This window comes from Saccharopolyspora kobensis (assembly GCF_900108315.1).
Taxonomy (GTDB): domain Bacteria; phylum Actinomycetota; class Actinomycetes; order Mycobacteriales; family Pseudonocardiaceae; genus Saccharopolyspora; species Saccharopolyspora kobensis.
In genome coordinates, this window is the sequence record NZ_FNVB01000002.1 from 1,331,636 (window position 1) to 1,354,302 (window position 22,667).

26 protein-coding genes are annotated in these 22,667 nt (G+C 70.7%); 15 read left to right on the top strand and 11 right to left on the bottom strand.

What is annotated here, in order from left to right:
• Nucleotides 1-10: 10 nt before the first annotated feature.
• Entirely contained in the window at nt 11-1,162 is a 1,152-nt protein-coding gene (locus C4T78_RS05985) for a glycosyltransferase (protein WP_093353334.1), read from the bottom strand.
• Nucleotides 1,163-1,226: 64 nt separating this feature from the next.
• Complete coding sequence (locus C4T78_RS05990) at nt 1,227-1,670, bottom strand: winged helix-turn-helix transcriptional regulator (RefSeq protein ID WP_093353336.1); 444 nt, start codon at nt 1,668-1,670, stop codon at nt 1,227-1,229.
• A 77-nt stretch (nt 1,671-1,747) separates the two neighbouring features.
• On the opposite strand from C4T78_RS05990, the gene C4T78_RS05995 reads away from it, so the two are divergent.
• Entirely contained in the window at nt 1,748-2,941 is a 1,194-nt protein-coding gene (locus tag C4T78_RS05995; RefSeq protein WP_309599261.1) for an MFS transporter, read from the top strand.
• A 166-nt stretch (nt 2,942-3,107) separates the two neighbouring features.
• On the top strand, nt 3,108-4,091 hold the full coding sequence (locus tag C4T78_RS06000) for a TerC/Alx family metal homeostasis membrane protein (protein WP_093353341.1): 984 nt from the start codon (nt 3,108-3,110) through the stop codon (nt 4,089-4,091).
• A 90-nt stretch (nt 4,092-4,181) separates the two neighbouring features.
• Here the strand turns inward: C4T78_RS06000 and C4T78_RS06005 are convergent, their stop codons facing one another.
• The gene (locus C4T78_RS06005; RefSeq protein ID WP_235863570.1) at nt 4,182-5,117 is read right to left on the bottom strand and encodes an N-acetylmuramoyl-L-alanine amidase; all 936 of its coding nucleotides are present in this window, start codon (nt 5,115-5,117) and stop codon (nt 4,182-4,184) included.
• Between C4T78_RS06005 and C4T78_RS36910 the strand changes: the two genes are divergently transcribed.
• On the top strand, nt 5,098-5,268 hold the full coding sequence (locus C4T78_RS36910) for a hypothetical protein (protein ID WP_235863571.1): 171 nt from the start codon (nt 5,098-5,100) through the stop codon (nt 5,266-5,268). The two genes, C4T78_RS06005 and C4T78_RS36910, sit on opposite strands and share 20 nt — an antisense overlap.
• Before the next feature lie 226 nt (nt 5,269-5,494).
• Nucleotides 5,495-5,803 (top strand): DUF6221 family protein, encoded by a 309-nt coding sequence (locus C4T78_RS06010; protein WP_093353344.1) that lies wholly within the window; start codon nt 5,495-5,497, stop codon nt 5,801-5,803.
• Between the two features lie 42 nt (nt 5,804-5,845).
• On the opposite strand, the gene C4T78_RS06015 is transcribed toward C4T78_RS06010, so the two are convergent.
• Nucleotides 5,846-6,244 carry a RidA family protein gene (locus C4T78_RS06015; RefSeq protein WP_218161596.1) on the bottom strand — a complete coding sequence of 133 codons (399 nt, stop codon included), beginning with the start codon at nt 6,242-6,244 and terminating at the stop codon, nt 5,846-5,848.
• 102 nt (nt 6,245-6,346) lie between these two features.
• Here C4T78_RS06015 and C4T78_RS06020 point away from each other — a divergent pair, with 102 nt between their 5' ends.
• Entirely contained in the window at nt 6,347-6,730 is a 384-nt protein-coding gene (locus C4T78_RS06020) for a winged helix-turn-helix transcriptional regulator (protein WP_093353349.1), read from the top strand.
• Nucleotides 6,731-6,762: 32 nt separating this feature from the next.
• Here C4T78_RS06020 and C4T78_RS06025 read toward each other — a convergent pair whose 3' ends face one another.
• Nucleotides 6,763-7,314 (bottom strand): TetR/AcrR family transcriptional regulator, encoded by a 552-nt coding sequence (locus tag C4T78_RS06025; RefSeq protein WP_093353351.1) that lies wholly within the window; start codon nt 7,312-7,314, stop codon nt 6,763-6,765.
• Nucleotides 7,315-7,396: 82 nt separating this feature from the next.
• Here C4T78_RS06025 and C4T78_RS06030 point away from each other — a divergent pair, with 82 nt between their 5' ends.
• Nucleotides 7,397-7,876: a DUF6463 family protein gene (locus tag C4T78_RS06030; RefSeq protein ID WP_235863572.1), complete on the top strand. Its 480-nt coding sequence runs from the start codon at nt 7,397-7,399 to the stop codon at nt 7,874-7,876.
• A 162-nt stretch (nt 7,877-8,038) separates the two neighbouring features.
• Entirely contained in the window at nt 8,039-8,545 is a 507-nt protein-coding gene (locus C4T78_RS06035; protein ID WP_093353798.1) for a putative immunity protein, read from the top strand.
• A gap of 1,008 nt (nt 8,546-9,553) precedes the next feature.
• On the opposite strand, the gene C4T78_RS06040 is transcribed toward C4T78_RS06035, so the two are convergent.
• On the bottom strand, nt 9,554-10,381 hold the full coding sequence (locus C4T78_RS06040) for a GNAT family N-acetyltransferase (RefSeq protein ID WP_177247619.1): 828 nt from the start codon (nt 10,379-10,381) through the stop codon (nt 9,554-9,556).
• Nucleotides 10,382-10,582: 201 nt separating this feature from the next.
• Between C4T78_RS06040 and C4T78_RS06045 the strand changes: the two genes are divergently transcribed.
• The 4 genes from C4T78_RS06045 to C4T78_RS06060 all read left to right on the top strand — a co-directional run bounded on the left by C4T78_RS06045 (nt 10,583) and on the right by C4T78_RS06060 (nt 14,171).
• Complete coding sequence (locus C4T78_RS06045; RefSeq protein WP_093353354.1) at nt 10,583-11,254, top strand: TetR/AcrR family transcriptional regulator; 672 nt, start codon at nt 10,583-10,585, stop codon at nt 11,252-11,254.
• Nucleotides 11,251-12,126, top strand: a complete 876-nt coding sequence (locus tag C4T78_RS06050; protein WP_093353358.1) for an alpha/beta fold hydrolase — start codon at nt 11,251-11,253, stop codon at nt 12,124-12,126. The genes C4T78_RS06045 and C4T78_RS06050 overlap by 4 nt, the downstream gene beginning before the upstream one ends.
• Nucleotides 12,127-12,232: 106 nt before the next feature.
• The gene (locus tag C4T78_RS06055; RefSeq protein ID WP_093353803.1) at nt 12,233-13,387 is read left to right on the top strand and encodes a serine hydrolase domain-containing protein; all 1,155 of its coding nucleotides are present in this window, start codon (nt 12,233-12,235) and stop codon (nt 13,385-13,387) included.
• A 4-nt stretch (nt 13,388-13,391) separates the two neighbouring features.
• Nucleotides 13,392-14,171, top strand: a complete 780-nt coding sequence (locus C4T78_RS06060; protein WP_093353361.1) for a MerR family transcriptional regulator — start codon at nt 13,392-13,394, stop codon at nt 14,169-14,171.
• A gap of 60 nt (nt 14,172-14,231) precedes the next feature.
• On the opposite strand, the gene C4T78_RS06065 is transcribed toward C4T78_RS06060, so the two are convergent.
• The gene (locus tag C4T78_RS06065; protein WP_093353363.1) at nt 14,232-14,957 is read right to left on the bottom strand and encodes a 3-keto-5-aminohexanoate cleavage protein; all 726 of its coding nucleotides are present in this window, start codon (nt 14,955-14,957) and stop codon (nt 14,232-14,234) included.
• Between the two features lie 109 nt (nt 14,958-15,066).
• Between C4T78_RS06065 and C4T78_RS06070 the strand changes: the two genes are divergently transcribed.
• Nucleotides 15,067-15,639, top strand: coding sequence for an ASCH domain-containing protein (locus C4T78_RS06070; RefSeq protein ID WP_093353366.1), 573 nt, complete (start codon nt 15,067-15,069; stop codon nt 15,637-15,639).
• A 55-nt stretch (nt 15,640-15,694) separates the two neighbouring features.
• Here C4T78_RS06070 and C4T78_RS06075 read toward each other — a convergent pair whose 3' ends face one another.
• A complete protein-coding gene (locus C4T78_RS06075) occupies nt 15,695-16,327 on the bottom strand; it encodes a response regulator (RefSeq protein ID WP_177247620.1) in 633 nt (210 codons plus the stop codon).
• Nucleotides 16,327-17,544, bottom strand: coding sequence for a sensor histidine kinase (locus C4T78_RS06080; protein ID WP_235863573.1), 1,218 nt, complete (start codon nt 17,542-17,544; stop codon nt 16,327-16,329). The genes C4T78_RS06075 and C4T78_RS06080 overlap by 1 nt, the downstream gene beginning before the upstream one ends.
• A gap of 234 nt (nt 17,545-17,778) precedes the next feature.
• On the opposite strand from C4T78_RS06080, the gene C4T78_RS06085 reads away from it, so the two are divergent.
• Nucleotides 17,779-18,846, top strand: coding sequence for an FtsX-like permease family protein (locus C4T78_RS06085; RefSeq protein ID WP_093353373.1), 1,068 nt, complete (start codon nt 17,779-17,781; stop codon nt 18,844-18,846).
• A complete protein-coding gene (locus C4T78_RS06090) occupies nt 18,843-19,526 on the top strand; it encodes an ABC transporter ATP-binding protein (protein ID WP_093353376.1) in 684 nt (227 codons plus the stop codon). Before C4T78_RS06085 ends, C4T78_RS06090 begins: the two co-directional genes overlap by 4 nt.
• A gap of 48 nt (nt 19,527-19,574) precedes the next feature.
• Here the strand turns inward: C4T78_RS06090 and trpS are convergent, their stop codons facing one another.
• Entirely contained in the window at nt 19,575-20,627 is a 1,053-nt protein-coding gene (gene trpS, locus C4T78_RS06095; RefSeq protein WP_093353378.1) for a tryptophan--tRNA ligase, read from the bottom strand.
• Nucleotides 20,628-20,823: 196 nt separating this feature from the next.
• Complete coding sequence (locus C4T78_RS06100; RefSeq protein ID WP_093353381.1) at nt 20,824-21,570, bottom strand: GNAT family N-acetyltransferase; 747 nt, start codon at nt 21,568-21,570, stop codon at nt 20,824-20,826.
• A gap of 296 nt (nt 21,571-21,866) precedes the next feature.
• Here C4T78_RS06100 and C4T78_RS06105 point away from each other — a divergent pair, with 296 nt between their 5' ends.
• On the top strand, nt 21,867-22,646 hold the full coding sequence (locus C4T78_RS06105) for an SDR family NAD(P)-dependent oxidoreductase (RefSeq protein ID WP_093353383.1): 780 nt from the start codon (nt 21,867-21,869) through the stop codon (nt 22,644-22,646).
• The last annotated feature ends 21 nt before the right edge of the window (nt 22,647-22,667 follow it).

The following is a 22,667-nucleotide window of genomic DNA, read 5'->3' on the forward strand; positions in this document are numbered from 1 at the left end:
TTCCGGCGACCTACCGCGCACGCGCGACGTTCTCGAGCAGCGCCGCGGCGTGATCGGGGCCGGGTAGTGCGGCGAATTCGGCGCGCAGGCGTTCGGCCTGCTGCCGGTAGGTCGGCACCGCGAGCAGTTCCGACATCGCTTCGCGGGCATCCGCCGGTGTCGCCGTGGCGGCATCGAGCACCGTGGCGGCGCCGAGCTGCTCGGCGCGCTCGGCGTTCACCGGCTGGTCGGCGCCTATCGGCACCAGCACTGACGGCACCCCGTGCGCGAGAGCACCCATCACGCTGCCCGACCCGCCGTGCGAGACGACCGCGTCGCAGTGCGGCAGCACCTCGTCCTGGTCCACGTACTGGGCGATGCGCACGTGCTCGGGCTGCGGCCCGAACTCGGCCGGGTCGATCTGCCGCCCCACGGTCATCAGCAGGTTCACCGGCAGCTCGCGCAGTCCCGCGAGCACCCGTTCGTAGAGGTCGCCGGATTCCATCCCGAACTCGGTGCCCAGGGTGAAGTAGACGACCGGCGAGTGCGGGCGCACCCTTGCCCACTCCGGTGCGGGCCCGGCCGGAGCGGGCGAGGGCGGCCGGACCGCGCGCTCGGTGCCGTGCCGCCACGCCCCGGGTGCGCGAAAGGTCGGTGGGAACGGTGCGAGCCGCAGGAACCGGCCGAGCATGCTCAGGTCCGGATCGGCAGGCAGCCCGCACTCGGCCCGGATCTCCCGCAGCGCTCCGCCGACCACGTCGGGGCGTATCTGCAGGCCGCTCGCCGATACCAGGACGCTCGCGTGCGGCACGTCCAGCAGCTCGGCGGTCAGCATCGTGGCGAAGTCGAACTCGTCGCACACCACCAGGTCCGGCTTCCAGTCGCGCATCAGCGGCCCCACCAGGGGCAGCCGGGTTCTGGTGGCCTTGCGTGCGAAGTTCTCCCGCACCTCCTCGTCGGACTGCTCGGCGTCGGCCACCCGCAACGGCGCCCGCTTCCGCGGTCCGGGGGCGGGCCGGGAACCGAGCTGGTGGAAGGAGAACCCGGCGTTCTCGACGAGTCCGCCCAGAGCACCGGAGGCCGCCCACAGCACGGTGTGCCCGGCGTCGGCCACCGCCCGGGAGATCGGCAGCAGCGGGTTGAGGTGTCCGGGGCCACCGATGCAGGTGAACAGCATGCGCATCCCGGCACCCTGCCGGTGGGCATGGCGCCGGCGCAACGGTGAGGGCGCGTCTTCCTGCGCCCGGCTACCGGAGCTTGTGCACCTGGGTGTTCTCGGCGTCCAGGACGGTGCCGTCGGCGCTGGTGGGCACCAGCTCGGGCACGACCGCGCCGTTGCGGTCCAGGAGGGTGGAATGGGCCTCGCCGGGGGCGAAGGCGTGCCGTTCTCCCCACTGGCGCAGCGTGACCACGACGGGGAACAGGTCGCGGCCTGCGTCGGTGAGCGCGTACTCCTGGCGGCGTCCGGAGGGCGCGGCGCGCTGGACGAGCAGCCCGTGAGCGGTGAGCTTGCGCAGCCGGTCGGTGAGGATGTTGCGCGCGATGCCGGTGCGGCGCTGGAACTCGGTGAACGACCGCGCCCCGTCCATCGCGTCGCGGATCACCAGCAGGCTCCACCGGTCGCCGACGAGGTCGAGCGTGCGGGCGACCGGGCATTCGGGGTCGGTCCACCCCGGGTCCGGAGAGGTCATGGCACCACCAGGAGAGTTGCGTTTTGAAACCATTGTGCCCTAGCCTCAAAACAGTTGCAAAATGCTACTGATTGGACGTGGTGATGGGAACCTGGCGACGACTGCTGCTGGCGATGGTCGGGGGAGTGGCGGTGGCGAGCATCTACACCGCCCAACCCGTGCTCGAACCCATGGGCCACGACCTCGGCATCCCCGCCGAACACACCGGCTGGATCGTCGCCACCGCCCAGATCGGCTACCTCGCGGGCCTGATCCTGCTCATGCCGCTCGGCGACGTCCTCGACCGCCGCAAGCTCATCGCCACCCACCTCGCACTCACCGCAGCGGGCATGATTCTCACCGCCGCGGCGAACACCGCCTGGACGGCCCTCACCGGCCTGGCCGCAGCAGGCCTCTTCGCCGTCGTCGTGCAAACCACCGTCGCCTACGCCGCAACCATCTCCGCACCCGACGAACGCGGCAAGAACATCGCAGCCGTGGTCTCCGGCGTGGTCATCGGCATCCTCGGCGGCCGAATCCTCGCCGGCGCGCTCACCGACATCTGGGGCTGGCGCAGCACCTACCTCGTGCTGGCCACCCTCGCACTCGCCCTCACCGCCCTAGTCCTGGCCGCACTGCCCACCGACCACCGACCCCAACCCCCAGCCCGGTACACCCAAGCCCTGGCAGCACTCGGCGGACTCTTCCGGCAACGCCTCTTCCTCACCCGCGGCCTCATCGCCTTCTTCCTCTTCGCCTCCTTCGCCACCCTCTGGAGCGGCATCGCACTACCACTGGCCGCCGCACCCTGGCACCTCACCGAATCCCAGATCGGACTCATCGGCATCGCCGGCCTCGCCGGAGCCCTCGGCGCCGGACGCGCCGGACGATGGGCCGACGCCGGACACGCCCGCACCGCCACCGGCATCGCACTGATCCTGCTCATCGCCTCCTGGGCGGGCATCGCCCAACTCCCGCGATCGCTGTGGCCGCTGGCCGCCGGAATCCTCCTGCTCGACTTCGCCGTCCAACTCGCCCACGTCAGCAACCAGCACCTGCTCGCCACCGCACACCCCGACCGCACCAGCACCGCCATCGGCGGCTACATGATCTTCTACTCACTGGGCTCCGCCCTCGGCGCAGCCACCACCACCGCCGTGCACACCACCGCGGGCTGGACCGCGGCGAGCCTGCTCGGAGCCGCCTTCGCCGCCTGCGGCCTGGCCACCTGGGCCATCGACCGCCACCTGCCCACCCGAAGCACCCCGGCAGAACGCACCAGCGCGCACTGACCCCGCCCGGCTTGCACCCCGCCCCTCTTGGCCGATACTCGGCCAAGAGGGGAGTACTTCACCAAAGGCCCGACCGGTCAGGACGAACAACCCCGGCAGGTGTTCCCGGCAGGCCGCCCACCACGGGCGAAGGAGACCTCGAACCCACCGAGTTCGAGGAGGCCCCGTGCCCACCACCTCGATCGGCACCCCCTGGCTGTGGGCCATCAGCATCGCCGTCCTGCTCGCCCTGCTGGCCACCGACTTCCTCGTCACCCGGCACCCGCACGAAGTCCGGCTGCGCGAAGCCATCGGCTGGTCGGCGTTCTACCTCACCCTGCCCCTGCTGTTCGGGGTGCTGCTGTGGGCCACCTTCAGCGGCCAGCACGCGCTGGAGTTCATCACCGGCTTCGTCGTCGAGAAATCCCTGTCGGTGGACAACCTGTTCGTCTTCATGATCCTGCTCGCCGGCTTCGCCGTCCCACCCGAACTCCAGCAGCGCGTCCTGCTCTACGGCATCGTCGGCGCACTCGTCCTGCGCGGCGTGTTCATCGCCGCCGGCGCCGCCCTCCTGAACACCGGGGCCTGGGCGTTCCTGCTCTTCGGCGCGATCCTGCTGGTCACCGCCGGCAAGATCCTCCACCAGGCCATCACCGGCACCGGATTCGACCCCGACGTCTCCGACCTGCGCTCCGTGCGCCTGCTGCGCCGCCTCACGCCCATCACCGAGGACTACCGCGGCACCCGCCTGATCGTCCGCGACAGCGGCCGGAGGACCCTGACCCCGCTGGCAGTCGTCGTGGTCGCCGTCTTCGCCACCGACATCGTCTTCGCCGTGGACTCCGTACCCGCCGTCTACGGCGTCACCGACGACCCCTACCTCGTCTTCACCACCAACGCCTTCGCCCTGCTGGGACTGCGCGCCCTCTACTTCGTCCTGCACACCACGCTCACCCAGCTCGAACACCTCAGCCACGGACTGGCCATCATCCTGGCCTTCATCGGCGCCAAGCTCGTCCTGCACTGGGCCCACGACATCTGGCCCGCACTCCCGCAGATCCCCACCACGCTGTCCCTGGCCGTCATCGTGCTGGTGCTGGCCACCGTGACGGTGACCAGCCTGCACGCCCGCCGCAGGAACCAGCGATCAGAACCCGGGAACTCACCATGACCACCGCGCTCGCACTCGACATCGCCGCCACCGCGCTGATCCTGCTCGCCCTGCTGATCACCTGCGCCGTGCTCTACGACCCCTGACCGATCACGCCAGCAGACGCTGCCACGTCGCCCGGTCCACCACACCGGTCACCGCCAGCCCACCAGCAGCCTGGAACTCCCGCACCACCGACACCATCCGGTCGGAGAAGCGCGCATCCGCAGGCACGTACCGGCCACCGGAGATCAGCAGCGCCTGCACCGCGCGCACCACATCACCCGACGCGCCACCACCGACCACCGGAACCAGACCGTCCCAACCACGGCCGCCGAACAACCCCGGCTCGGCCACCCGCGTCCCGGAGCACTCCGCACCCGTGGCACCCAGCTCAGCGGCCAACCGGGCCGCCACCTCCTGCGTCCGCCCGCCGAACACGCCGTCCACCGGCACCGACTCACCCCGCGCCCGCAACAGCAGCTGCAACGCGCTCACCCGCGGCCCCGCCGAACCCGACCGCAGCAACGGCCACACCACCGGCTGCGCCACCACCTTGCCCGCGGCAGCACCCACCGCCTCCCGCAGCTCCGGTAATCGCGCGTAAAGCACATCACCCGGGCACTCGGTTGCCATGAAATCCCGGTGCCCGTAGATCTCACCCGGCTCGATCCCGTACTGCGCCACCATGTACGCGCACAGCTCCACCAGCGAATCCCACAACGCGTCCGGCACCTTGGCATCGATGTAGGTGCCCTCGTTCTCGATCCCCAGCGACTCCGAGTTCTGCTCACCCGCATGCGCGCCCAGCACGTGCTGCTCACCCGCGGTCAGCACCGACAAGCTCTTGTGCCTTCCCTCCAGCAACCAGCCGCCCCGGGAATTGGTGAAGTTCTGCCCGGTGTCGATCCACCCGTTGGAATCCATGTGGAAGTCCTGGATCTGGCGCGCCAGCTCCATCGCGTGCTCCTGCGAGGTGTCCTCGCTGTTGGGCGTCGCGGTGTGGTGCACCACGATCTTCACCGGCTTGACGTCCAGCACCTGCACCGGAGAACTCGGCTCCCGCGCCTGCCAATCCGACGTCGAAGCGATCTCCGGCGCCGCCCGCCGCGACGACGACGCCCACACCGGAATCCCCGAAACGCCCACCGCCGTGGCCGCCAACCCACCGGCCAGCAACACCCGCCGGGCCACCTGAACACCGCGCAACACCATGCCGAACTCCCGCACGTCGGAACGACCAGATCCGCGCCGACCCTAAGAAGCGCCACCCGCGCACGGGAATTCTTGGCGACAACCCGCCACCAATCCGACAACCACCCACAAACACGGGCAAGATCACCCGCCGAACGACGTCATCACCGAGCCGCCACCATGTCCCTGCCTGTGACCGACCACCACAGCGGACACCGGGAGTGCGACAGATGGACCGGTTCGCCCAGTTCCTGCACCGCCAGCTGGACATCGACCTCGAACTGCTGCGCCGAGCCAGGCAGGACGCCGAAACCGGCACCCACCACACCTGCCTGATCACCCCCATCCGAGGCTTCCGCGAGTGCGAGCTCAAAACCCGCCTGCTCACCGCCCACCAGCACTGCGGCACCGGAGAAGGCCCCTGCGACGAACTGGGGGAGAGCTACCCGCCCGAGGACGAACGAGGCTGCCCCACCCGAGCCCTGATCGGCCTGCCCTACACCGACCGCCCCGGCTACGCCCCGCGCTGGCGCCCCTGAGCCCCCGGGCGCCCGCCGCACCGGCGAGCGCCCGGGAGCAGATCAAGCGGGCAGACCGGTGTCGACGAGGAAAGCGATCTCGACCACCTGACCCGGGAAGGTCAGCTCCGAGACGCCCACGACGGTGCTCACCGGCCGGTGAGCACCGAAGTACGCCAGATTGCCCTCCGCCACCGCCGCGGCGTAGCGCTGCAGGCCCACCACGTACACGGTCTGCGAGACGACCTGGTCGCGCGTGGCGCCGTAGTGCTCCAAGACCCGGTCCGCGTTGAGGTAGGTCCGCTCCAGCTGCGCGCCGAAATCGTCGGCGTGGACGAACTCGCCCGACTCGTCCAGCGACAGCTGCCCGGAGACGTGGATCAGCTCACCGGAGCGGATCGCCTGCGAGTAGCCGAACTCGCCCTCCGCGGACACGCCGTGGACGTAAACATCGATGGTCAACAGTGCTCACCCTTCTTCCACGCTCTCTTGTGGTTACTCGGAAACCGTAGGAGAGTGTGGGCCGACCCGGAAGAACGCACTTTTCCGAAACAGAGGAACCCGATGGTGACCAAGCACCAGCTCGCCGGTCTGCCCGAAGACGCCGACCTGCGGCGCGCCGATTCCCTGGCCAGGGAGATCTTCTCCGACGTCGCCAACAAGTGGGCGCTGCTGATCATCGAAGCCCTCGGCGAGGACACCCGCCGCTTCAGCGAACTGCGCAACGAAGTCGAAGGCATCAGCCACAAGATGCTCACCCAGAACCTGCGCATGCTGGAGCGCAACGGGCTGCTGGAGCGAACCGTGCACCCGACCGTGCCACCCCGCGTCGACTACACCCTCACCGAACCGGGCCGAGCCCTGCGAAGCACCGTCGACGCCATCTGCGGCTGGACCCACCAGTACCTCGACCACATCGAGAAAGCCCGCCACCGCTTCACGACCTGATCACCACCCGCGCGAACGCCGGGACAGGGGAGTCAGGCCCCGCCCACCGCGAGCAGCGCACCGATGGTCGCGCGGACCGACTCCAGATCCACCGCCTCGGGCGCGACCCGCCACTGCGCGTGCACACCGATGACGATCCCCACCAGCACGACCGCGAACGCCTCCGGCGTCGTGCCGGCGGGCACCACCTCACCCGGAACCCGCGCCCGCACCGCCTCCCGCAACGTCGCGTGCAGCCGCGCGTAGTGCTCCCGGATCGGCGAGCCGACCTCCACCGCCTCGGCCAGCAAGGTGATGAACAACCGCGTCGCGGGCGAGCGGATGAAGCTCACGAGCTCGTCCAGCGGATCCCCGGCAGGCGCGACGTCGGCCAGCACGTGCTGGAGCTGGTCGTCGACCACCGCCTCCAGCAGACCCAGCTTGTTGCCGAAGTGCCAGGGGATCGAACCGCGGCTGATGCCCGCCGCGTCGGCGATGTCGACGAAGCTCGTCTGCCGGTAGCCCTTCTCCGCGAACAGCTCGGCGGAAGCCGCCACCAGGAGCTGCCGGCTCTCCTGCGTTCGCTCGACACGTCGCGTGGCCATGCGGCCCATCTAACCAGGTATGCCCGCGAACAGAGCCTGTGTTGGCCGACATATTCTATGTTGGTCAACACAGAGCAGCCGCATGCGCTGGGCGACCTGCGCGACCGACCACGGGACGACCACCATGAACACCAGGAAGCGACTCCTCCGCTGGGCCAGCGCCATCATGCTCGTGCTCGGAGCAGGCCATCTGAGCCTGATCGCGCTCATCAGCTCGGCGCAGTTCACCGACTGGCTGTACCAGGGCTTGTGGGCAACCGTTCCGCTCGCCGACATCGGCACCGCACCGACCGTGGAGGCCCTGCAGGACAAAGTCGCCTTCTGGGGCGGTCCCGGCAGCTTCGCCGTCCCGCTGATCCTGCTGGCCTGCCTGATCTGGCACCTCGCCGGGCGCGGGGCCTCGGTCCCCGCAGGCATCGGTTGGGCTCTGCTGGTGTGGTGCACGCTCGCCGGCATCGTCCTCGTCCCGTCCCCGTACTTCGCTGGAACCATCGCCGGAGCCCTCATCGTCCTGGCCACCCGGACGAAAGCACCGCAGCGGCAAGCGGCAGCAGACGGCTGAGACCCCGGCGGGGCAGGGGAGTCGTCCCGATCGCGTCCTCGCTGCTTTGAGGGTTCTGCCGGACTTTCGCGCTGCTGTCCCGAGAAAGGCTCAACCGGATCTTCAACGATACCGTTGAACGGCGTGAACGTGGCTGACGAGAACCTGACCATCGAGCTCAGCATGGCCGAACTGCGCGCCGTCGCGGGCTACGCCGCAGCCTGCGCCAAGCCCGCGACGGAGATCTTCGAACGCGCGCGTCCCGGTGACCGACGAACCCGGACCGCGATCGAGGCAGCGCAGACCTTCGCCGGAGGAGCCAAGCGAACCAAGGCGATCCGCGACAGCGCATGGGCGGCGCACCGGGCGTTCCAGGAAGCCCGGGACGCCGGACAGCCCGCTGCCGGTGAAGCGGCGCGCGCCGCCGTCGCCGCAGCCAGCGCGGCATTCCTGCACCCGCTGGCCAAAGCGACCCAGGTCCTGCACATCCTCGGATCAGCGGCCCACACCGCCCGGGCGCTCGAACTCGAAGCAGGCGACGACCCGACCGTCGGCAACGCCTACATCGAGACCGCCCGAGACCTCGCCGACCCCACCGTGACGGATGTCCTGGCGCGCTACCCGGATGCACCAGGCGGGCGCGGCCGGGTAGGGGAACTGCTGCGGCTGCTGGACCGATCACTGCGATGACCGGCCCAGCAGCGGTGGGCGGGGAGCTCTGTTCGAGGGGAGCGTTCAGCCCGGGCGATGCCGAGGTGGATGGTCGAGAAGACGTGCCGACTCGAACTCCGGTGCGCGCAACCGTCGACCGCGCGTGGCTGCGGCGAGCCAGCCCCTCAATCGCTTTCTCCATTTGATGGATAATCAACATTATCCATCAAATGGAGAAGTGAGTTCCCGAGTGGAGGTGGCTCGCTCCGGGGGATCGAGGTGCGCCCCCGCGCGCGTTGATCAACCGGACTTCACGCTCAGACGAACATCCGCCTCTCACAAGCGAAGCCTGTTGATCACTCCGCTGAGCATGTCGAGTCGGCCGATGGCGGCCGCGGTGCGAGGGTTGCCGATCATCGAGCCCAGCCGGGCGCAGCGCCCGTTGATCATGAGTCGCCGAGCTGGAACCGCTCGGTGCCGCGGATGAACGTCCGGCTCCATCGGCCTAGTTTTGTCACTGTGACGTTAATGGTCGGATGGGCGTGGCCTCGAAACGCCGCGCCAGCAGGCCAATCCGGCGCCCAGGGGGCAACTTCGCGTCAATGCGCGAGCTGCGCCGAACCGCACATCGCCAGCTGGCTGAGGCGGCGCTCGCGGAGGCCGACGGCGATCCGCCCGCGCCGAGCCAACACGACAAGCCGCTGCACGCACCGGTTGCCGGACAGGCTGTCAGCCGCATGAGTCCTGCATCAGCCGACGTCGCCCGAAGGCCCTTCCCGGGGTCATCTCCGCAGGTCGCCGTAACGCCGATAATGTACATTATGTTAAGTCGAGTTGATCGGCGGCGATTCGCCCCCTCCTCCGGCCATCTCAGGTTCCGCTGATGCCGAACCAGTTTCGTCCGCGCGGCAGGCCTCGCCAGGTCGTTCTGCGGCTGCGCTGCCGTCCGCGCTCAGTCGCCGTCCGCGCGACTACGCACCCTGGCCGCCGGGCTTCGACTGGAGATCGAGATGCCCGCCGTCGGCCGCCTTGCCGCCCATCCCGTTCTCAGGTGGTCGACCTCTCCCCTGGCCTTTCGGTTCGCAGACCGTAGAAGTGGATCGGTGAGTTCGGCTTGAAGCCCATTCGGGCGTACACCGGCGCACCGGCTGGTGTCGCGTGCAGCGTCGCGCGGGTCAGGCCGGTGGCCTTCGCGCCTTCGTGGAGTGCTTTTCGCGTCACCGCTGCGCCGTAGCCCCTGCGCTGCCATCGCGGGTCGGTGGCGACGAGCATGACGAAGAGGCGGCCTGCGGTTTCCGTCGTCGCGGCGCACGTCACCGGGACACCGTCGCGCAGCCCCAGGTAGGCGTGCACTCGGGTCTTCCGGAGCGCTGATCCGGTCAGGCCGTCTCGGCCGGCTTCCAGGGGGAAATCCTGGGCTCGCGAGTTGAGGTCGGCGTAGTCGCGCAACTGGGCTTCGGTGCGCACCCGCACGAAGGTCAGGTCGGGGTGGTCCGGCCCTGGTGCGGGCAGCGGGTCTGCGGCCATGCCCGTTCCGGAGAAGGCGTGGTCGAGCCCTGCCCGCTCGGCAGCTGAGCTCAGCGCGGTGCGAGCGTCGGCGGTGAGCAGGTCTTCGAAAACCGCGACCAGGCCGGGGAACGTCTTGGTGCGCATGATGTCGGCGGCGCGGTTCAGGTGTTCGGCGACCAGCGTCGCGTCCGGGGCGATGTCGGTGAGCGCGATGCAGTTCCAGATCGGGAACTGGCAGTCCGCCCAGCGCACGGCGATGCCCGGGAGGTCTCGCACGTCGCCGTGCGGGTTCCGGTCCAGCACCGCTGCTCGCCACGCGACGGTGAGCTGGTGCATCGATTCGATCGAGTCCGCCGGGATCGTCACCAGTCCTCCTCGGGTGAGCCGGACATCGGAGCGGGAACGCCGGTCCGCAGTGCGGTGCCTCTCCCCCGATTCTGCCGATCATCGACGGCGAAGCGGGCGCTTTCCGCGCGCAGCAACGGGTTTTCGCTCCTCGTGGTGCGGTGAGCGCGGCCGTAGTGACTGGATGTAGAATTTTGGTCACTACGACGGGTGGGAGGTTCCATGCCCCGTGCGACCATTCCCGATCGCGCGAACGTGATCCTGGACCAGGCGCGGGCGATCGTGCTGGAGAAGGGCTACCAGCACACCACCATCGCTGAGATCGCCCGCCGCGCCGGAGTCGGCAAAGGAGCCGTCTACCTGGACTTCCCGTCCAAGGAGGCGTTGCTGGAGGCGTTGCTCGTCCGCTCCGCGCGGGCGCTGACGCAGGCGGTGCGCGACCGGGTGGACAGCAGCGCGCAGCCGGTGTCGCTGTCGGCGGTCTACCGCTTCGGGCTGGAGGCGTTGCTGGGCGATGAGCTCATGCTCGCCTGCTACCTGGCCGATGACGGTGCACTGGGCGGTTACCTGCGGGAGAAGGGGCCGCAGCGGTACCGGCCTCGGATGGAGTGGCTGTCCGACTACGTCGCCGAGCTGAGCCGGGCGGGACTGCTGCGCGCTGATCTGGATCCTGCGGCGGCCTCGCTGGTGATGTCGGTGTTCGCCGTCGGTCTGGCGAACGCTTCGGCCACGGTGGGGGCGCTCAGCGGTGAGCAGTTGAGCCGGGCGGTGGAGTCGATGGCCGGGCTGGTCGCCGCCGGGTGGGAGGTGGGCGGTGACGGTGATCCGGCGGCCGCGCACCGCGCTCATTCGCGGTTGCTGGATCTGCTCGCCGACCAGATTGGAGAAGCATGACCACCGATGTTTTCGCTGAGCACCAGGACGTCGAGCTGGCGCAGGGTCCGTTGCGGGTGTACCAGGCGGGGCCGGAGGGCGCGCCGTGCGTGGTGCTGCTGCACGGGGCGATGCTCGACACCGCGGAGCTGACCTGGCGGCACCTGATGCCGGTGCTGGCGCGCGACCGGCGGGTGGTGGCGGTGGATCTGCCGCGGCACGGCGGGTCGCGCCCGTGGGCGGGAGTGCTCGACCAGGCGCGGATGGAGCGGGTCGTCGAGGAGTTGCTGGATCACCTCGGCGTCTCCCGCGCGGTGCTGGTGGGTTTGTCGATGGGCGGTGGGATCGGCATCGGCTACGCCTTGGCGCGTCCGGAGCGGGTCGCCGGGCTCGTGGCGATCAACCCGGGCGGGCTGGACGACAAGCGGCCGCTGCAGTGGCTGACGTGGTTGTCGTTGCAGTGCTCTCCCCTGCTGCGCTGGTCGGCGCGGTGGGTGGCTTCGCCGTCGGTGCTGCGGCGTTCGATGGTCCGGACGTTCGTCCGGGGCGAGGGCACGCGCGACTTCGAGGCGCTGATGGAGTTGATCGGGGCCGAGGCGCGGCGCCGGTCCGAGCACGGCGAACGTGCGCTGGACGACTGGCAGATCGCTGCGTACGGGCCGCGGCGGATGCGGCTCAACCACCTGCCGGAGCTGCCGCGGCTGCGGGTTCCGTCGTTGTGGGTGCACGGGCGGGAGGACACCTTGGTGAGCCGGGCGGTGATGCGGCGGGCCGTGGAGTCGGCTCCTGGGGCGGTGCTGGCTGAGATCGGTGGTGCCGGGCATCTGGCGCCGCTGGATCAGCCGGATGCCGTCGCCGAGGCGGTCGTGTCCTTCCTCGACAGGCTCGGCTGAGCCGCGGGTGCTGTGATCCGGATCATGGTTGAGGTTGACCTCGGGTCAGGGTGGAAGCTCGGTGCAGCGGCAGGAAGCCGGGATCACCGAGACGGAGGATCAGGCCATGTCCACCACCTTTTCCGGTCAGGATCACAGCGAGCCCACCGCCACTTCGGACAGCGGGGCGGCTCCCGGGCGGGGCCGGCCGGAGCTGCGGAGGGCGATCGAGGACGTCGTCGAGTCCGGGTTCATCGGGGTGTCGCTGCGGGTGCGCGACGAGCGGGGCGAATGGGTGGGCAGCGCCGGGCTGGCGGAGCTGGGCGGGACGGCGGCACCGCCGGTCGACGGGCACGTCCGGGTCGGCAGCAGCACCAAGACCTTCACCGCTGTCCTGGTGCTGCAGCTGGTGGGTGAGGGCCGGGTCGGGCTGGACAGCCCGGTTGCCGATCACCTGCCCGGTTTCGGGCTGGACCGGCGGGTCACGGTGCGGATGCTGCTGCAGCACACCAGCGGGTTGTTCAACTTCACCGGCGAGGTCTACGAGGACGGGACGGTCGTGCAGGCGATCCCGATCCCCTACGGCGCCTCCGGCGGGGAGTGGCTGGAGAACCGGTTCCGCGCCTACCGGCCGGAGGTGCTGGTGCGGGAAGGGTTGTCCCGGCCGGCGCGGTTCGAGCCCGGGACGGGGTGGAGCTACTCCAACACCAACTACGTGCTGGCCCGGTTGCTGGTCGAAGCGGTCACCGGCTGCCCGGTCGGTGCGGAGATGCGGCGGCGCGTCCTGGAGCCGTTGGGGCTGTCGGGCACGGTGGTGCCGGATTCGCCGGAGATCCCCGAGCCGTGCGCCCGGGCCTACTACCGGTACGAGGAGGCCGGTGAGCAGCGGACGGTCGACGTGACCCGGCAGAACCCGTCGTGGGTCTCCAGCGGTGGTGACATGATCTCGACGACCCGGGACCTGTGCGAGTTCTTCTCGGCGCTCAACAGGGGTGAGCTGCTGCCCGCTGAGCTGCTGGCCGAGATGCGGAGCCCGCGTCCGACGGGGCTTGCGGACACCGGTTACGGCTTGGGGGTGTTCGTGGGCAGCGGTGGTGCCGTCATCTCGCACAACGGGGCCAGCGTGGGTCACTCGGTGCTGATGTGCGGTTCGCTCGACGGCGGTACGACGTTGTCCGCTGCGCTGAACTACGTCGACGATGAGTCCCTATCGATCGGGCCGGCGTTCGCCGAGGCTCAGCGCAGGCTCGTCGACGAGGTGTTCGCGGGCGGGGCAGGCTGAGCCGATGAGCGACGGGGTCACGATCGGGCAGGCGGCGGCCTTCGTGGGCGTCACGGTGAAGACGGTGCGGCACTACCACAAGTTGGGTCTGGTCGAGGAGCCGGAGCGCGATGGCTCGGGTTACCGGCGGTACGGGTCGGCTGAGTTGTTGCGGCTGGTGCGGGTCCGGACGTTGGCTGGTGCCGGGGTGCCGTTGGCGGAGATCGGGATGTTGCTCGACGCCGATGCCGCGGTGTTCGCCGCGGCGCTGGCCGACGTCGAGCGGCAGCTGACCGAGCGGATCGAGGAGTTGGCCGCGCGGCGGGACGTGCTGCACCGGCTCGCCGATGGTGATCGGGCGCTGCTGCCCGATCGTGCGGTGGCGTTGCTGGAGCGGATGCGGGGGCTGGGCTTCCCGCCGGCGGAGGTGGCGGCGACCAGGGAGGGCTGGGTGCTGGCCAGGGCGCTGGTTCCGGAGGGTTTCGACGACTACCTCGGTCACGTCGAGCAGGCGCTCGACGATCCGCGGTTCGTCGCCCTGTTCAAGCGCGGTGTCGAGGCGATGGCGTGGGAACCGGACGATCCGCGTCTCGACGAGCTCGTCACCTCCTTCGTCGAGCACTGCCTCGCCGATCCCGCGCTGTTGAAGATCGTGACCGGGTTGCAGGCTCGTTCGGAGACCGCGACGCGGTACCGGTTGGTCGCCCACCACGGTGATGACCGCGGGTCGGCTGCGGGCAGGCTGGTCTCGCTCGTGGAGTCCAAGCTCCGCTCCGCCGGGGTTCGCGTGCCCGGAGCGGGTTAGGGGCGGGCTTCCGGGGTGGCCTGGGGCGGGTGGTGTGGCGGTCTGCGGTGTTGGCCGGGGTCAGGGCCGCTCCCCCGTGGCGAGCAGGGCGATGGCCGCGGTGACGAGTTCGGCGTTGTCGGTGGCGATCTGGCCGTTCGGCAGTGCGAGGGTGTCTTCCAGGCCGATGCGGGTGGCCAGGCCGTGGCGGGCCGCTGCGGCCAGCACCGGCCAGGCTCCGGCGGCTTCGCCGTGCAGCAGGATCGGGGCGGGTGCGGGGCGCAGCCGGTCGAGCAGGGTTTCGGCGGTGGCCGCCGCGCCCCGGGCGGTGCGGTCGGTGACCTCGGCGAGCACGCGCAGCACGCGCATGCGGTGCGGTGAGTTGTGGAACTGCTGGTCGGCGTCGGTGCCGGAGTAGATGCCGGCTTCGACGCCGATGCCGCGCTCGAGCAGGGCTGCGGCGACGTCGTCGGCGCCGGGTTCGTGCCAGTTGACCGAGGCGTGGTCGGGCAGCACGGTCCAGGCCCGGATGGCGCGGACGCGGTCGGTGGCGTCGGGTGCGGTCCAGGCTCCGGTGGTGATGCCGACGGGGATGCCGGGGGCGGCGGCTCGCACCGCGCGCAGGGTGGTGGCGACCAGGTGCGGGTCGAGGCTGTCGGTGCCGTCGGGGGCTTTGGGGTGCAGGTGGATGTCGGTGGCTCCGGCGGCCACGGCGTCGGCGGCGGCTTTGGCCAGTTCTTCCGGGTGGACGGGCAGGTGGAAGTGCTCGCGCGGTGACCGGGCGCCGTTGAGGCAGACCTGCAGCATGTCCCGATTCTCCCCTGGTGGGATGTGCGGGCGGTAGTTGGCGAGAGCGTTTCGTGATCATCATGTGGTGCTGTCCCACCATCGGTGGGTGCCGGTTAGCGTGGGTGGGGTGTTGAGCAAGCGGATCCTGCGGGGTGTGGCCGCCGGTGAGATCAGCGAGGCCTACCTGCGGTGGCCTTCGCCGCTGGCCGAGGCGGGCACCCGGTTGAGCACGGTGGTGGGGTTGATCGGTGTCGGCGAGGTCAGCCGGGTCGATCCCGGGGAGCTCACCGATGACGATGCGCGGCGTGCGGGGTTCGGTTCGGCGGCGGGGTTGCGGGCTTCGTTGGCCAAGCACGGCCGGGGTGAGGTCTACCGCCTCACGTTGAGCTTCGAGGGACCGGCGCCGCGGCCGGTGGCCGAGCCGGTGGTGGTGGGCGGGCGTGAGCGGGCGGTGATCGATCAGCAGTTGGCGCGGTTGGACGTCTCGGCTCCGCGCGGGCCGTGGACGCGGCAGGTGCTGGAGGTGTTGCGGCGGCGGCCCGGTATCCGGGCGGCGGAGCTGGCCGCGGAGCACAACCGCCCGGTGTCGCGGTGCAAGTCCGATGTGTGGCGGCTGCGGGAGCTGGGTTTGGTCGAGCAGGTGGAGTCGGGGTTCGGGCTGTCGGCGCGCGGTCGTTCCTACCTCGAGGGCGGCGACTAGCCGGGGCGGTCCGCGTCGTTTGCGGAACATGCCGACCTCGGTGGGGTGTGCTTGGTCAGCGGGGGCGGATGATGCCGCGTTGCAGCGCGGTGGTGATGGCGGCGGTGCGGTTGTCGACGTCGAGCTTGTCGTAGATGTGCACCAGGTGGGTCTTGACGGTGGCTTCGCTGATGAACAGGGCTTTGGACAGGGCGCGGTTGGACAGGCCCTGGGCGAGCAGCTGCAGGATCTCCACTTCGCGGGGGCTCAGTGCGGGCTGGGGGCGGCGCAGGTGGCCGAGCAGGCGGGCGGCGACGCCGGGTGCCAGTGCGGTCTGGCCCTGGGCGGCCAGTTGCACGGCTTGGCAGAGCTCTTCGGGTGGGGCGTCTTTGAGCATGTAGCCGGTGGCGCCGGCTTCGACGGCGGCGAGGATGTCGGCGTCGGAGTCGTAGGTGGTGAGCACGAGCACCGGTGGGCCGCCGTCGGCGGTGATGCGTCGGGTGGCGGTGACGCCGTCCATGCCGGTGGGCATCTGCAGGTCCATCAGGACGATGTCGACGTCGGTGCCGGTGAGGGTGTCCAGGGCGGCTTGGCCGTCGGCGGCTTCGGCGACCACGGTCATGTCGGGGCGGTCGTCGAACATCGCGCGCAGGCCGCGGCGCACCACGGGGTGGTCGTCGACGAGCAGGATGCGCAGCGGGTCTGCCATCACCGGATCTCCTCGGGGGTCAGGGGCAGCCGGATGGCCACCGCGGTGCCGTCGCCGGGTGCGGATTCCACCGCCATCGATCCGCCCAGGGCGGTGATGCGTTCGCGCAGGCCGGTCAGTCCGTAGCCGCTGCCGTCGGGGGCGGGGCGCACGGTGGTGGGGTCGAATCCGGTGCCGTCGTCGTAGATGTCGAGGGTGACTTCGGTGTCGAGGTAGCCGAGGGTGACCACGGCGGTGGTGGCGGCGGCGTGGCGGGTGACGTTGGACAGGCTGGTCTGGGCGGCGCGCAGCAGCGCCACTTCGTAGCCGGAGGGCAGCGCCACCGGTGCGCCGTTGGTGAGCAGGCGGCAGTCGGTGCCGGTTTCGCGGGCGGTGTTCTGGCACAGCCGGTCCAGGGCTTGCGGCAGGCCTGCGTCGCTGAGCGAGGGTGGGCGCAGGTCGCGGACGAAGCGGCGGGCTTCGTCGAGGTTGTCGGCAGCGGTGCGGTGGGCTTCGGTGATGCGGGCGCGGGCCTTGTCGGCTTCGGGTGGCAGGGCGGTTTCGGCGGCGCGCAGCAGCAGGATGATGCTGGAGAGGCCTTGGGCGAGGGTGTCGTGGATTTCGCGGGCGAGGCGTTCGCGCTCGGCGGCGACTCCGGCCTGGTGCTGGGTGGTGGCCAGTTCGGCGCGGGTGCGGGTGAGGTCGTCGATGAGGGCTTGGCGGCGCTGGTTCTCGGCGTAGATGGCGGCGTATCCCCAGGTGATGATGACGGCGACGCCGGCTCCGATGATGGGGCCGAGCACCATGCCCACGCTCCAGGTGCCGGTGCGCCAGCCCTGGGCGGTCACCACGAGTGCGGTCACCGCCACCACGGCGATCAGGGCGTGGACTCCGCGCAGCAGGTGCAGGTGCAGGAAGAACAGCGGGAAGGCCAGCCAGGAGAAGTCGGGGCTGATGGCCAGCAGCGCGGCCCAGACGGCGGTCACCGCGGCCAGCCAGCTCATCGCCAGCCACCGGCGGTGCAGGGCGTGGCGCAGGGCGGCGCCGGAGCCGTAGACGACCGCGAGCAGTGCGGCTCCGGCCGCGGCCAGCCAGCCGGTGGTGCCGGTGGGGTGGGTCAGCCAGACCCGTGCGGTGGCGATGGCCAGCAGCAGCAGGAAGCCGGCGTGGAAGGCCAGGCGCACCAGCCGCAGGACGGCGGTCAGGCCGGGGCCGGGTGAGGAGGACGTCTCGGGCACTGCGCTCACCTTAGTCGCGGTGCCGGGTTCTCCCTGGGCAGCGGTGCGGCCGGTCGGTGGGGTGCTCACCAGGACCTTTCTAGCCATCGCGGCGGCGGGTCGGCATCGTTCGTTCGGTTGAGTCCGGGCTGCACCCGGTGGCGGCGGGGAATCGATCGGCGCTGCGATGGCAGCGGTGCTCGCGGTGGCGAGGCTGGGAAGCGCAATCGACCACGACCGGAAAGCAGGGCATTCGTGTTCCTCGCCATCCGCGACATCCGCTTCGCCAAGGGGCGGTTCGCGCTCATGGGTTCGGTGGTCGGGCTGATCACGCTGTTGATCGTGCTGTTGTCGGGACTGACCGCGGGCCTGGCCCACCAGTCCACCTCGGCGATCACGCAGCTGCCCGCCACCCACATCGCTTTCGGGGCTGCCGACGGGCAGGCCCCGGAGAAGTCGTTCGCCGATTCCTCGGTCACCGCCGAGCAGCTGGCGGCCTACCGCGCTGCGCCCGGGGTGCGGTGGGCGGTGCCGCTGGGCATCACCCAGACCAGGTTGGACACCCCGTCCGGTGGTGCTTCGACCACCGTGTTCGGGGTGACGGCCGAGGCGGGCCTGTCCCCCGCCGCGGTCGTGCCGGGTGAGCTGGTGATCAGCCGGGAGCTGGCCGAGGAGGCCGGGCTGGCGGTGGGTCAGCGGGTGCGGGCCGGTGTCGAGGAGTTGCGGATCGGCAGGATCGTCGATGACTCCTACTACAGCCACACCCCGGTGGCCTGGACGGCGCTGGAGACGTGGTCGCAGCTGCGGCCGCCTCGCGCGGATGCCGCGGTGGCCACCGTGATCGCCGCTGATCTCGCCGATCCGGCTGCTGCCGATGCGGCGGCCGGGACCGCTTCGGAGACGCTGTCGGGCAGTTTGGCGGGCATCGGTTCCTACTCCTCGGAGAACGGGTCGCTGCTGATGATGCAGAGCCTGCTGTATGCGATCTCGGCGTTGGTGATCGGTGCGTTCATGACGGTGTGGACCATCCAGCGCAGCGGTGACATCGCGGTGCTCAAGGCGTTGGGCGGGGCGACCGGGTACTTGCTGCGCGATGCGCTGGCCCAGTCGGTGGTCGTGCTGCTGCTGGGTGCCGGTCTCGGTGGTGCGGTGGGTGTCGGGCTGGGGGCGCTGGCCTCGCGGGTCGTGCCCTTCCAGCTCACCGCCGCCACGACCGTGCTGCCGGTGGCGCTGATGATCGTGCTGGGCATGATCGGTGCCGTGCTGGCGGTGCGGCGCATCACCTCCGTCGACCCGTTGACCGCGCTGGGAGCTGCCCGATGAGTCTCGTCCTGACCGATCTGCGTTTGACCTACCCCGATGGTGACCGGGTGCTGACCGCCCTGGACGGGGTGAGCCTGGAGGTGGCCGCCGGGCAGCTGGTGGCCGTGGTGGGGCCGTCGGGGTCGGGCAAGTCCAGCTTGCTGGCGGTTGCCGCGACGCTGCTGCGCCCGGATGCGGGGCGGGTGCTCGTCGACGGGGTGGACACCGGTGGTCTGTCGGCGGCGCAGCGGGCCCGGTTGCGGTTGGAGAAGGTGGGCATCGTCTTCCAGCAGCCGAATCTGCTGGCGTCGTTGACGGCTGTCGAGCAGTTGCTGGCGGCGCACCACATGCGCGGCGGGTCGGTGCGGCGGCAGCGTCGTGCCGCGGCGGAGCTGCTGGCCGCGGTGGGTTTGGACGGCAAGCAGCACCGGCGTCCGCATCAGCTCTCCGGTGGTGAGCGGCAGCGGGTGAACATCGCCCGGGCGCTCAGCGGGCGGCCTGCGGTGCTGCTGGTGGATGAGCCGACCGCGGCGCTCGACCACGATCGCGGTGCGCAGATCGTGGAGCTGCTGGCCGAGGTCACCCGTCAGCACCAGGTCGCGACCGTGATGGTCACCCACGACACGGAGCACCTGGATCAGGTCGATGAGGTCGTGGAGATGCGCGATGGGCGGTTGAGCGCGCTCAGCGGTCGCCGCTGAGCCTCCCGTGGTGCCCGTCTCTGGCGGCGGGCACCACGGGAGTGCTGGTCAGTAGTGGGTGCCCATGGCTTGGCGCACTTCGGCCAGGGTGGTCTCGGCCAGGGCGTTGGCCGCGGCGTTGCCCTGGTGCAGGACTTCGCGCAGGTGCGCGCGGTCGGTGGCCAGTTCGGCCCGCCGGGCCCGCAGCGGGGCGAGGTGTTCGTTGACGGCTTCGGTCACCACCTTCTTGAGCAGTGCCGCGCCGCCGGAGCCGATCTCCTCGGCCAGTTCCTGGGGGTCGCGGTCGCCGCACAGCGCGGCCAGCAGCAGGAGGCTGGCCACTTCGGGGCGGTTCTGCGGGTCGTAGGTGATGTGGCGCTGGGAGTCGGTCTTGGCGCCGCGGATCTGGCGGGCGGTCTCATCGGCGGTGGCCGAGAGCAGGATCGCGTTGCCGCGGCTCTTGCTCATCTTCGTGCCGTCGGTGCCCAGAAGCAGCGGTGCCGGTGACAGCAGCGCGTCGGGCTGCGGGAACAGCGGCCGGTAGCGGTCGTTGAAGCGGCGCGCGATGGTGCGGGTCAGCTCCAGGTGCGGCAGCTGGTCCTGGCCGACCGGCACCAGGTTGGCCTTGCCGAAGAGGATGTCGGCGGCCTGGTGGACGGGATAGGTGAACATCAGGCCGCTGACGGCGTTCTGCCGGGAGTGCGCGATCTCGTCCTTGACCGTCGGGTTGCGGCCCAGTTCGGCCACCGAGACCAGGCTCAGGAACGGCAGCAGCAGCTGGTTGAGCGCGGTGACGGCGCTGTGGGTGAAGATCGTGGCCCGTTGCGGGTCGATGCCGGCGGACAGGTAGTCCAGCACCAGGTCCTCGACCCGCTGCTGGAGGTGTTCGGCGATGTCGCGGTCGGTGAGCACCTGGTAGTCGGCGATGATCACCATCAGCTCCACGCCCTGGCGCTGCAGGCGGACCCGGTTGTGCAGGGTGCCGAAGTAGTGGCCCAGGTGCAGCAGTCCTGTGGGCCGGTCGCCGGTGAGCACGCGGAATCGCTCGGGCTGCTGCTGGATCAGCTGTTCCAGTTCGGCGCTGCGGCGGGCGGCGGGGGCGGTGTCGATCAGGCTGGTCATGGTTCTCCCGGTCTTCTCCCGGCGGGCTTCGGTCGAAGTCCCGCCGGATCGTGGGAGAACACGAGAACGGGCCGTTCAACCGAACGGCCCGCACATGTTGTCGTGCGCGAAAGCTGGCGGCCGCTCCTATCCGGAGCGCCACCAGGCCTGGCACGAACTGCGAATCACGACCGACACTGTACCCGCTGCCCCGGGCTCAGTTCACGACGATCTTCATCGAGGTCTCGGTGGTGGTGAAACCGAGCTTCTCGTAGCGCTGCTGCGCCGTGTTGCCGACGGTGACCGCCAGGCCCATCACCGGCCAGCCCTGTGCTGCGGCCAGCGCCAGCGCGCGGCGCAGCAGGAGGCCGCCCAGCCCGGCGAAGTCGGGGCCGGGGCGGCGGAAGACGTCACCGATCCAGGCGGTGCCGTTGAAGTCGTTGGCGACCAGGCCGGCCACCACCTGGTCGTCGGCGTCGACGACCAGCGCGCTGCAGTCCAGCACCGGGCCCAGCACCCGTCCGCTCAGCAGCGGCTGGATCATCTCGGTCAGCAGTTGCTGGTCGCTGCCGTCGAAGGAGTCGGGATGCCCGGGCGGGTAGGCCTGCCGCTGCGCGGGCAGCAGGGCGCTGGCCGGGCGGTCGCAGGGCACCAGCCGCAGCGGTGCTTGCGGGGTTTGCTCGGCCCACTGCGGTGGAGGTGGGTCCTTGCGCAGGTCGCGGTGCATCGTGGCGGCGTGGCGCACCATGCGCGCGCCGGCCAGCACGAGCTGGCGGCCGAGTTGTTCGGGGACCGAGATCTGCCAGCCGGGCAGCTCCGCGGCCAGCGCCGCGAGCACGTCCGGGCCGCTGGCCTCCAGCACCTGGGCCATGCTCGGTACGCCGGTCACCGGCGCGTAGGACACCGTCGTGGTGCCCTGGCGCAGCACCACGACGCCGTCGGAGGCGCCGTCTTCTCGCAGCATTCGCCAAGGTCTACACCGCGAACTCCGCGCAGGCAATCGAATTCTGCCGCGATCATGGGGAATTGACGGCCGCGGCCGGTGCACTAAGATCAACAAGCCGCGGAGATCCGGGCCCGGGGCAGCTCGCCTCGGAGACGACCGGCCGGCGCGAACCCCGCTGCCCCGTGGAGCGCTCGGCACCCGCACACCGCCGGAGAAGAGACCACCGCCATGACCCGCACATTCATGTCCACAGTGGACAAGTTACGGCCGGTCGCGGTCGCAGGCCGCAACCGGGGCCACGGGAGGACCGCCCGGTGATCGACCCCCGCCTGCGCGACCGCGTCGCCGTGATCACCGGCGCCACCAGCCCGCTGGACGTCGGCGCGGCCATCGCCCGCGCCCTGGCCCGCCAGGGCTGCAAGCTCGTGCTCGCCGAAACCCCGCAGGGCACCCGCACCGACCACGTGCGCGAGGCCCTGCGCGCCGACGGCGCCGAGGCCGAATCCCTGGTCATCGACCTGACCCGGCCCGAGGCCGCACCAGCGGTCTTCGACCACGCCGAAGCCGCCTTCGGGCCGGTGGAGATCCTCGTCAACAACGCCGCGCACCGCGTGCCCGACACCTTCCAGCCGAACCCGGTGCGCGACCTGGTCACCATCGACGCGACCGGCCTGGACGCCCACCACGCGGTCAACACCCGCGCGCCCGCGCTGCTGATGGCCGAGTTCCACCGCCGCCACCTGCGCCGCAGAGCCGACTGGGGACGCATCATCAACATCTCCGCCGACACCGCCCCCGGCACCGCCGAGGAGATCTCCCACTCGGCCACCAAGAACGCGCTGGAATCGCTCAGCCGCGCCGCCGCCGCGGAATTCGGCCCCGCAGGCACCACCGTCAACGTCATCTCCCCCGGCCCGGTGCAGACCGGATGGCTCAACGAGGCGACCAGAGCCCGCCTGGCCGAGCTCAGCCCGCTGCGCCGCGTCGGCCGACCCGACGACATCGCCGACCTGGCCGTCTTCCTCGCCTCTCACCAGGCCCGCTGGATCACCGGCCAGACCATCTACGCGGGCGGCGGCAAACGCATGCTCTGACCCCGGCTGTCGGCGCCGAGT

What these genes read in the sequence shown, in the direction of transcription:
- C4T78_RS05985 (WP_093353334.1), bottom strand. Translation starts at nt 1,162, where the DNA reads ATGCGCATGCTGTTCACCTGCATCGGTGGCCCCGGACACCTCAACCCG.
- C4T78_RS05990 (WP_093353336.1), bottom strand. Translation starts at nt 1,670, where the DNA reads ATGACCTCTCCGGACCCGGGGTGGACCGACCCCGAATGCCCGGTCGCC.
- C4T78_RS06010 (WP_093353344.1), top strand. Translation starts at nt 5,495, where the DNA reads ATGGACCGGTTCGCCCAGTTCCTGCACCGCCAGCTGGACATCGACCTC.
- C4T78_RS06020 (WP_093353349.1), top strand. Translation starts at nt 6,347, where the DNA reads ATGGTGACCAAGCACCAGCTCGCCGGTCTGCCCGAAGACGCCGACCTG.
- C4T78_RS06025 (WP_093353351.1), bottom strand. Translation starts at nt 7,314, where the DNA reads ATGGCCACGCGACGTGTCGAGCGAACGCAGGAGAGCCGGCAGCTCCTG.
- C4T78_RS06030 (WP_235863572.1), top strand. Translation starts at nt 7,397, where the DNA reads ATGCGCTGGGCGACCTGCGCGACCGACCACGGGACGACCACCATGAAC.
- C4T78_RS06035 (WP_093353798.1), top strand. Translation starts at nt 8,039, where the DNA reads ATGGCCGAACTGCGCGCCGTCGCGGGCTACGCCGCAGCCTGCGCCAAG.
- C4T78_RS06045 (WP_093353354.1), top strand. Translation starts at nt 10,583, where the DNA reads ATGCCCCGTGCGACCATTCCCGATCGCGCGAACGTGATCCTGGACCAG.
- C4T78_RS06050 (WP_093353358.1), top strand. Translation starts at nt 11,251, where the DNA reads ATGACCACCGATGTTTTCGCTGAGCACCAGGACGTCGAGCTGGCGCAG.
- C4T78_RS06055 (WP_093353803.1), top strand. Translation starts at nt 12,233, where the DNA reads ATGTCCACCACCTTTTCCGGTCAGGATCACAGCGAGCCCACCGCCACT.
- C4T78_RS06060 (WP_093353361.1), top strand. Translation starts at nt 13,392, where the DNA reads ATGAGCGACGGGGTCACGATCGGGCAGGCGGCGGCCTTCGTGGGCGTC.
- C4T78_RS06065 (WP_093353363.1), bottom strand. Translation starts at nt 14,957, where the DNA reads ATGCTGCAGGTCTGCCTCAACGGCGCCCGGTCACCGCGCGAGCACTTC.
- C4T78_RS06075 (WP_177247620.1), bottom strand. Translation starts at nt 16,327, where the DNA reads ATGGCAGACCCGCTGCGCATCCTGCTCGTCGACGACCACCCCGTGGTG.
- C4T78_RS06090 (WP_093353376.1), top strand. Translation starts at nt 18,843, where the DNA reads ATGAGTCTCGTCCTGACCGATCTGCGTTTGACCTACCCCGATGGTGAC.
- trpS (WP_093353378.1), bottom strand. Translation starts at nt 20,627, where the DNA reads ATGACCAGCCTGATCGACACCGCCCCCGCCGCCCGCCGCAGCGCCGAA.
- C4T78_RS06100 (WP_093353381.1), bottom strand. Translation starts at nt 21,570, where the DNA reads ATGCTGCGAGAAGACGGCGCCTCCGACGGCGTCGTGGTGCTGCGCCAG.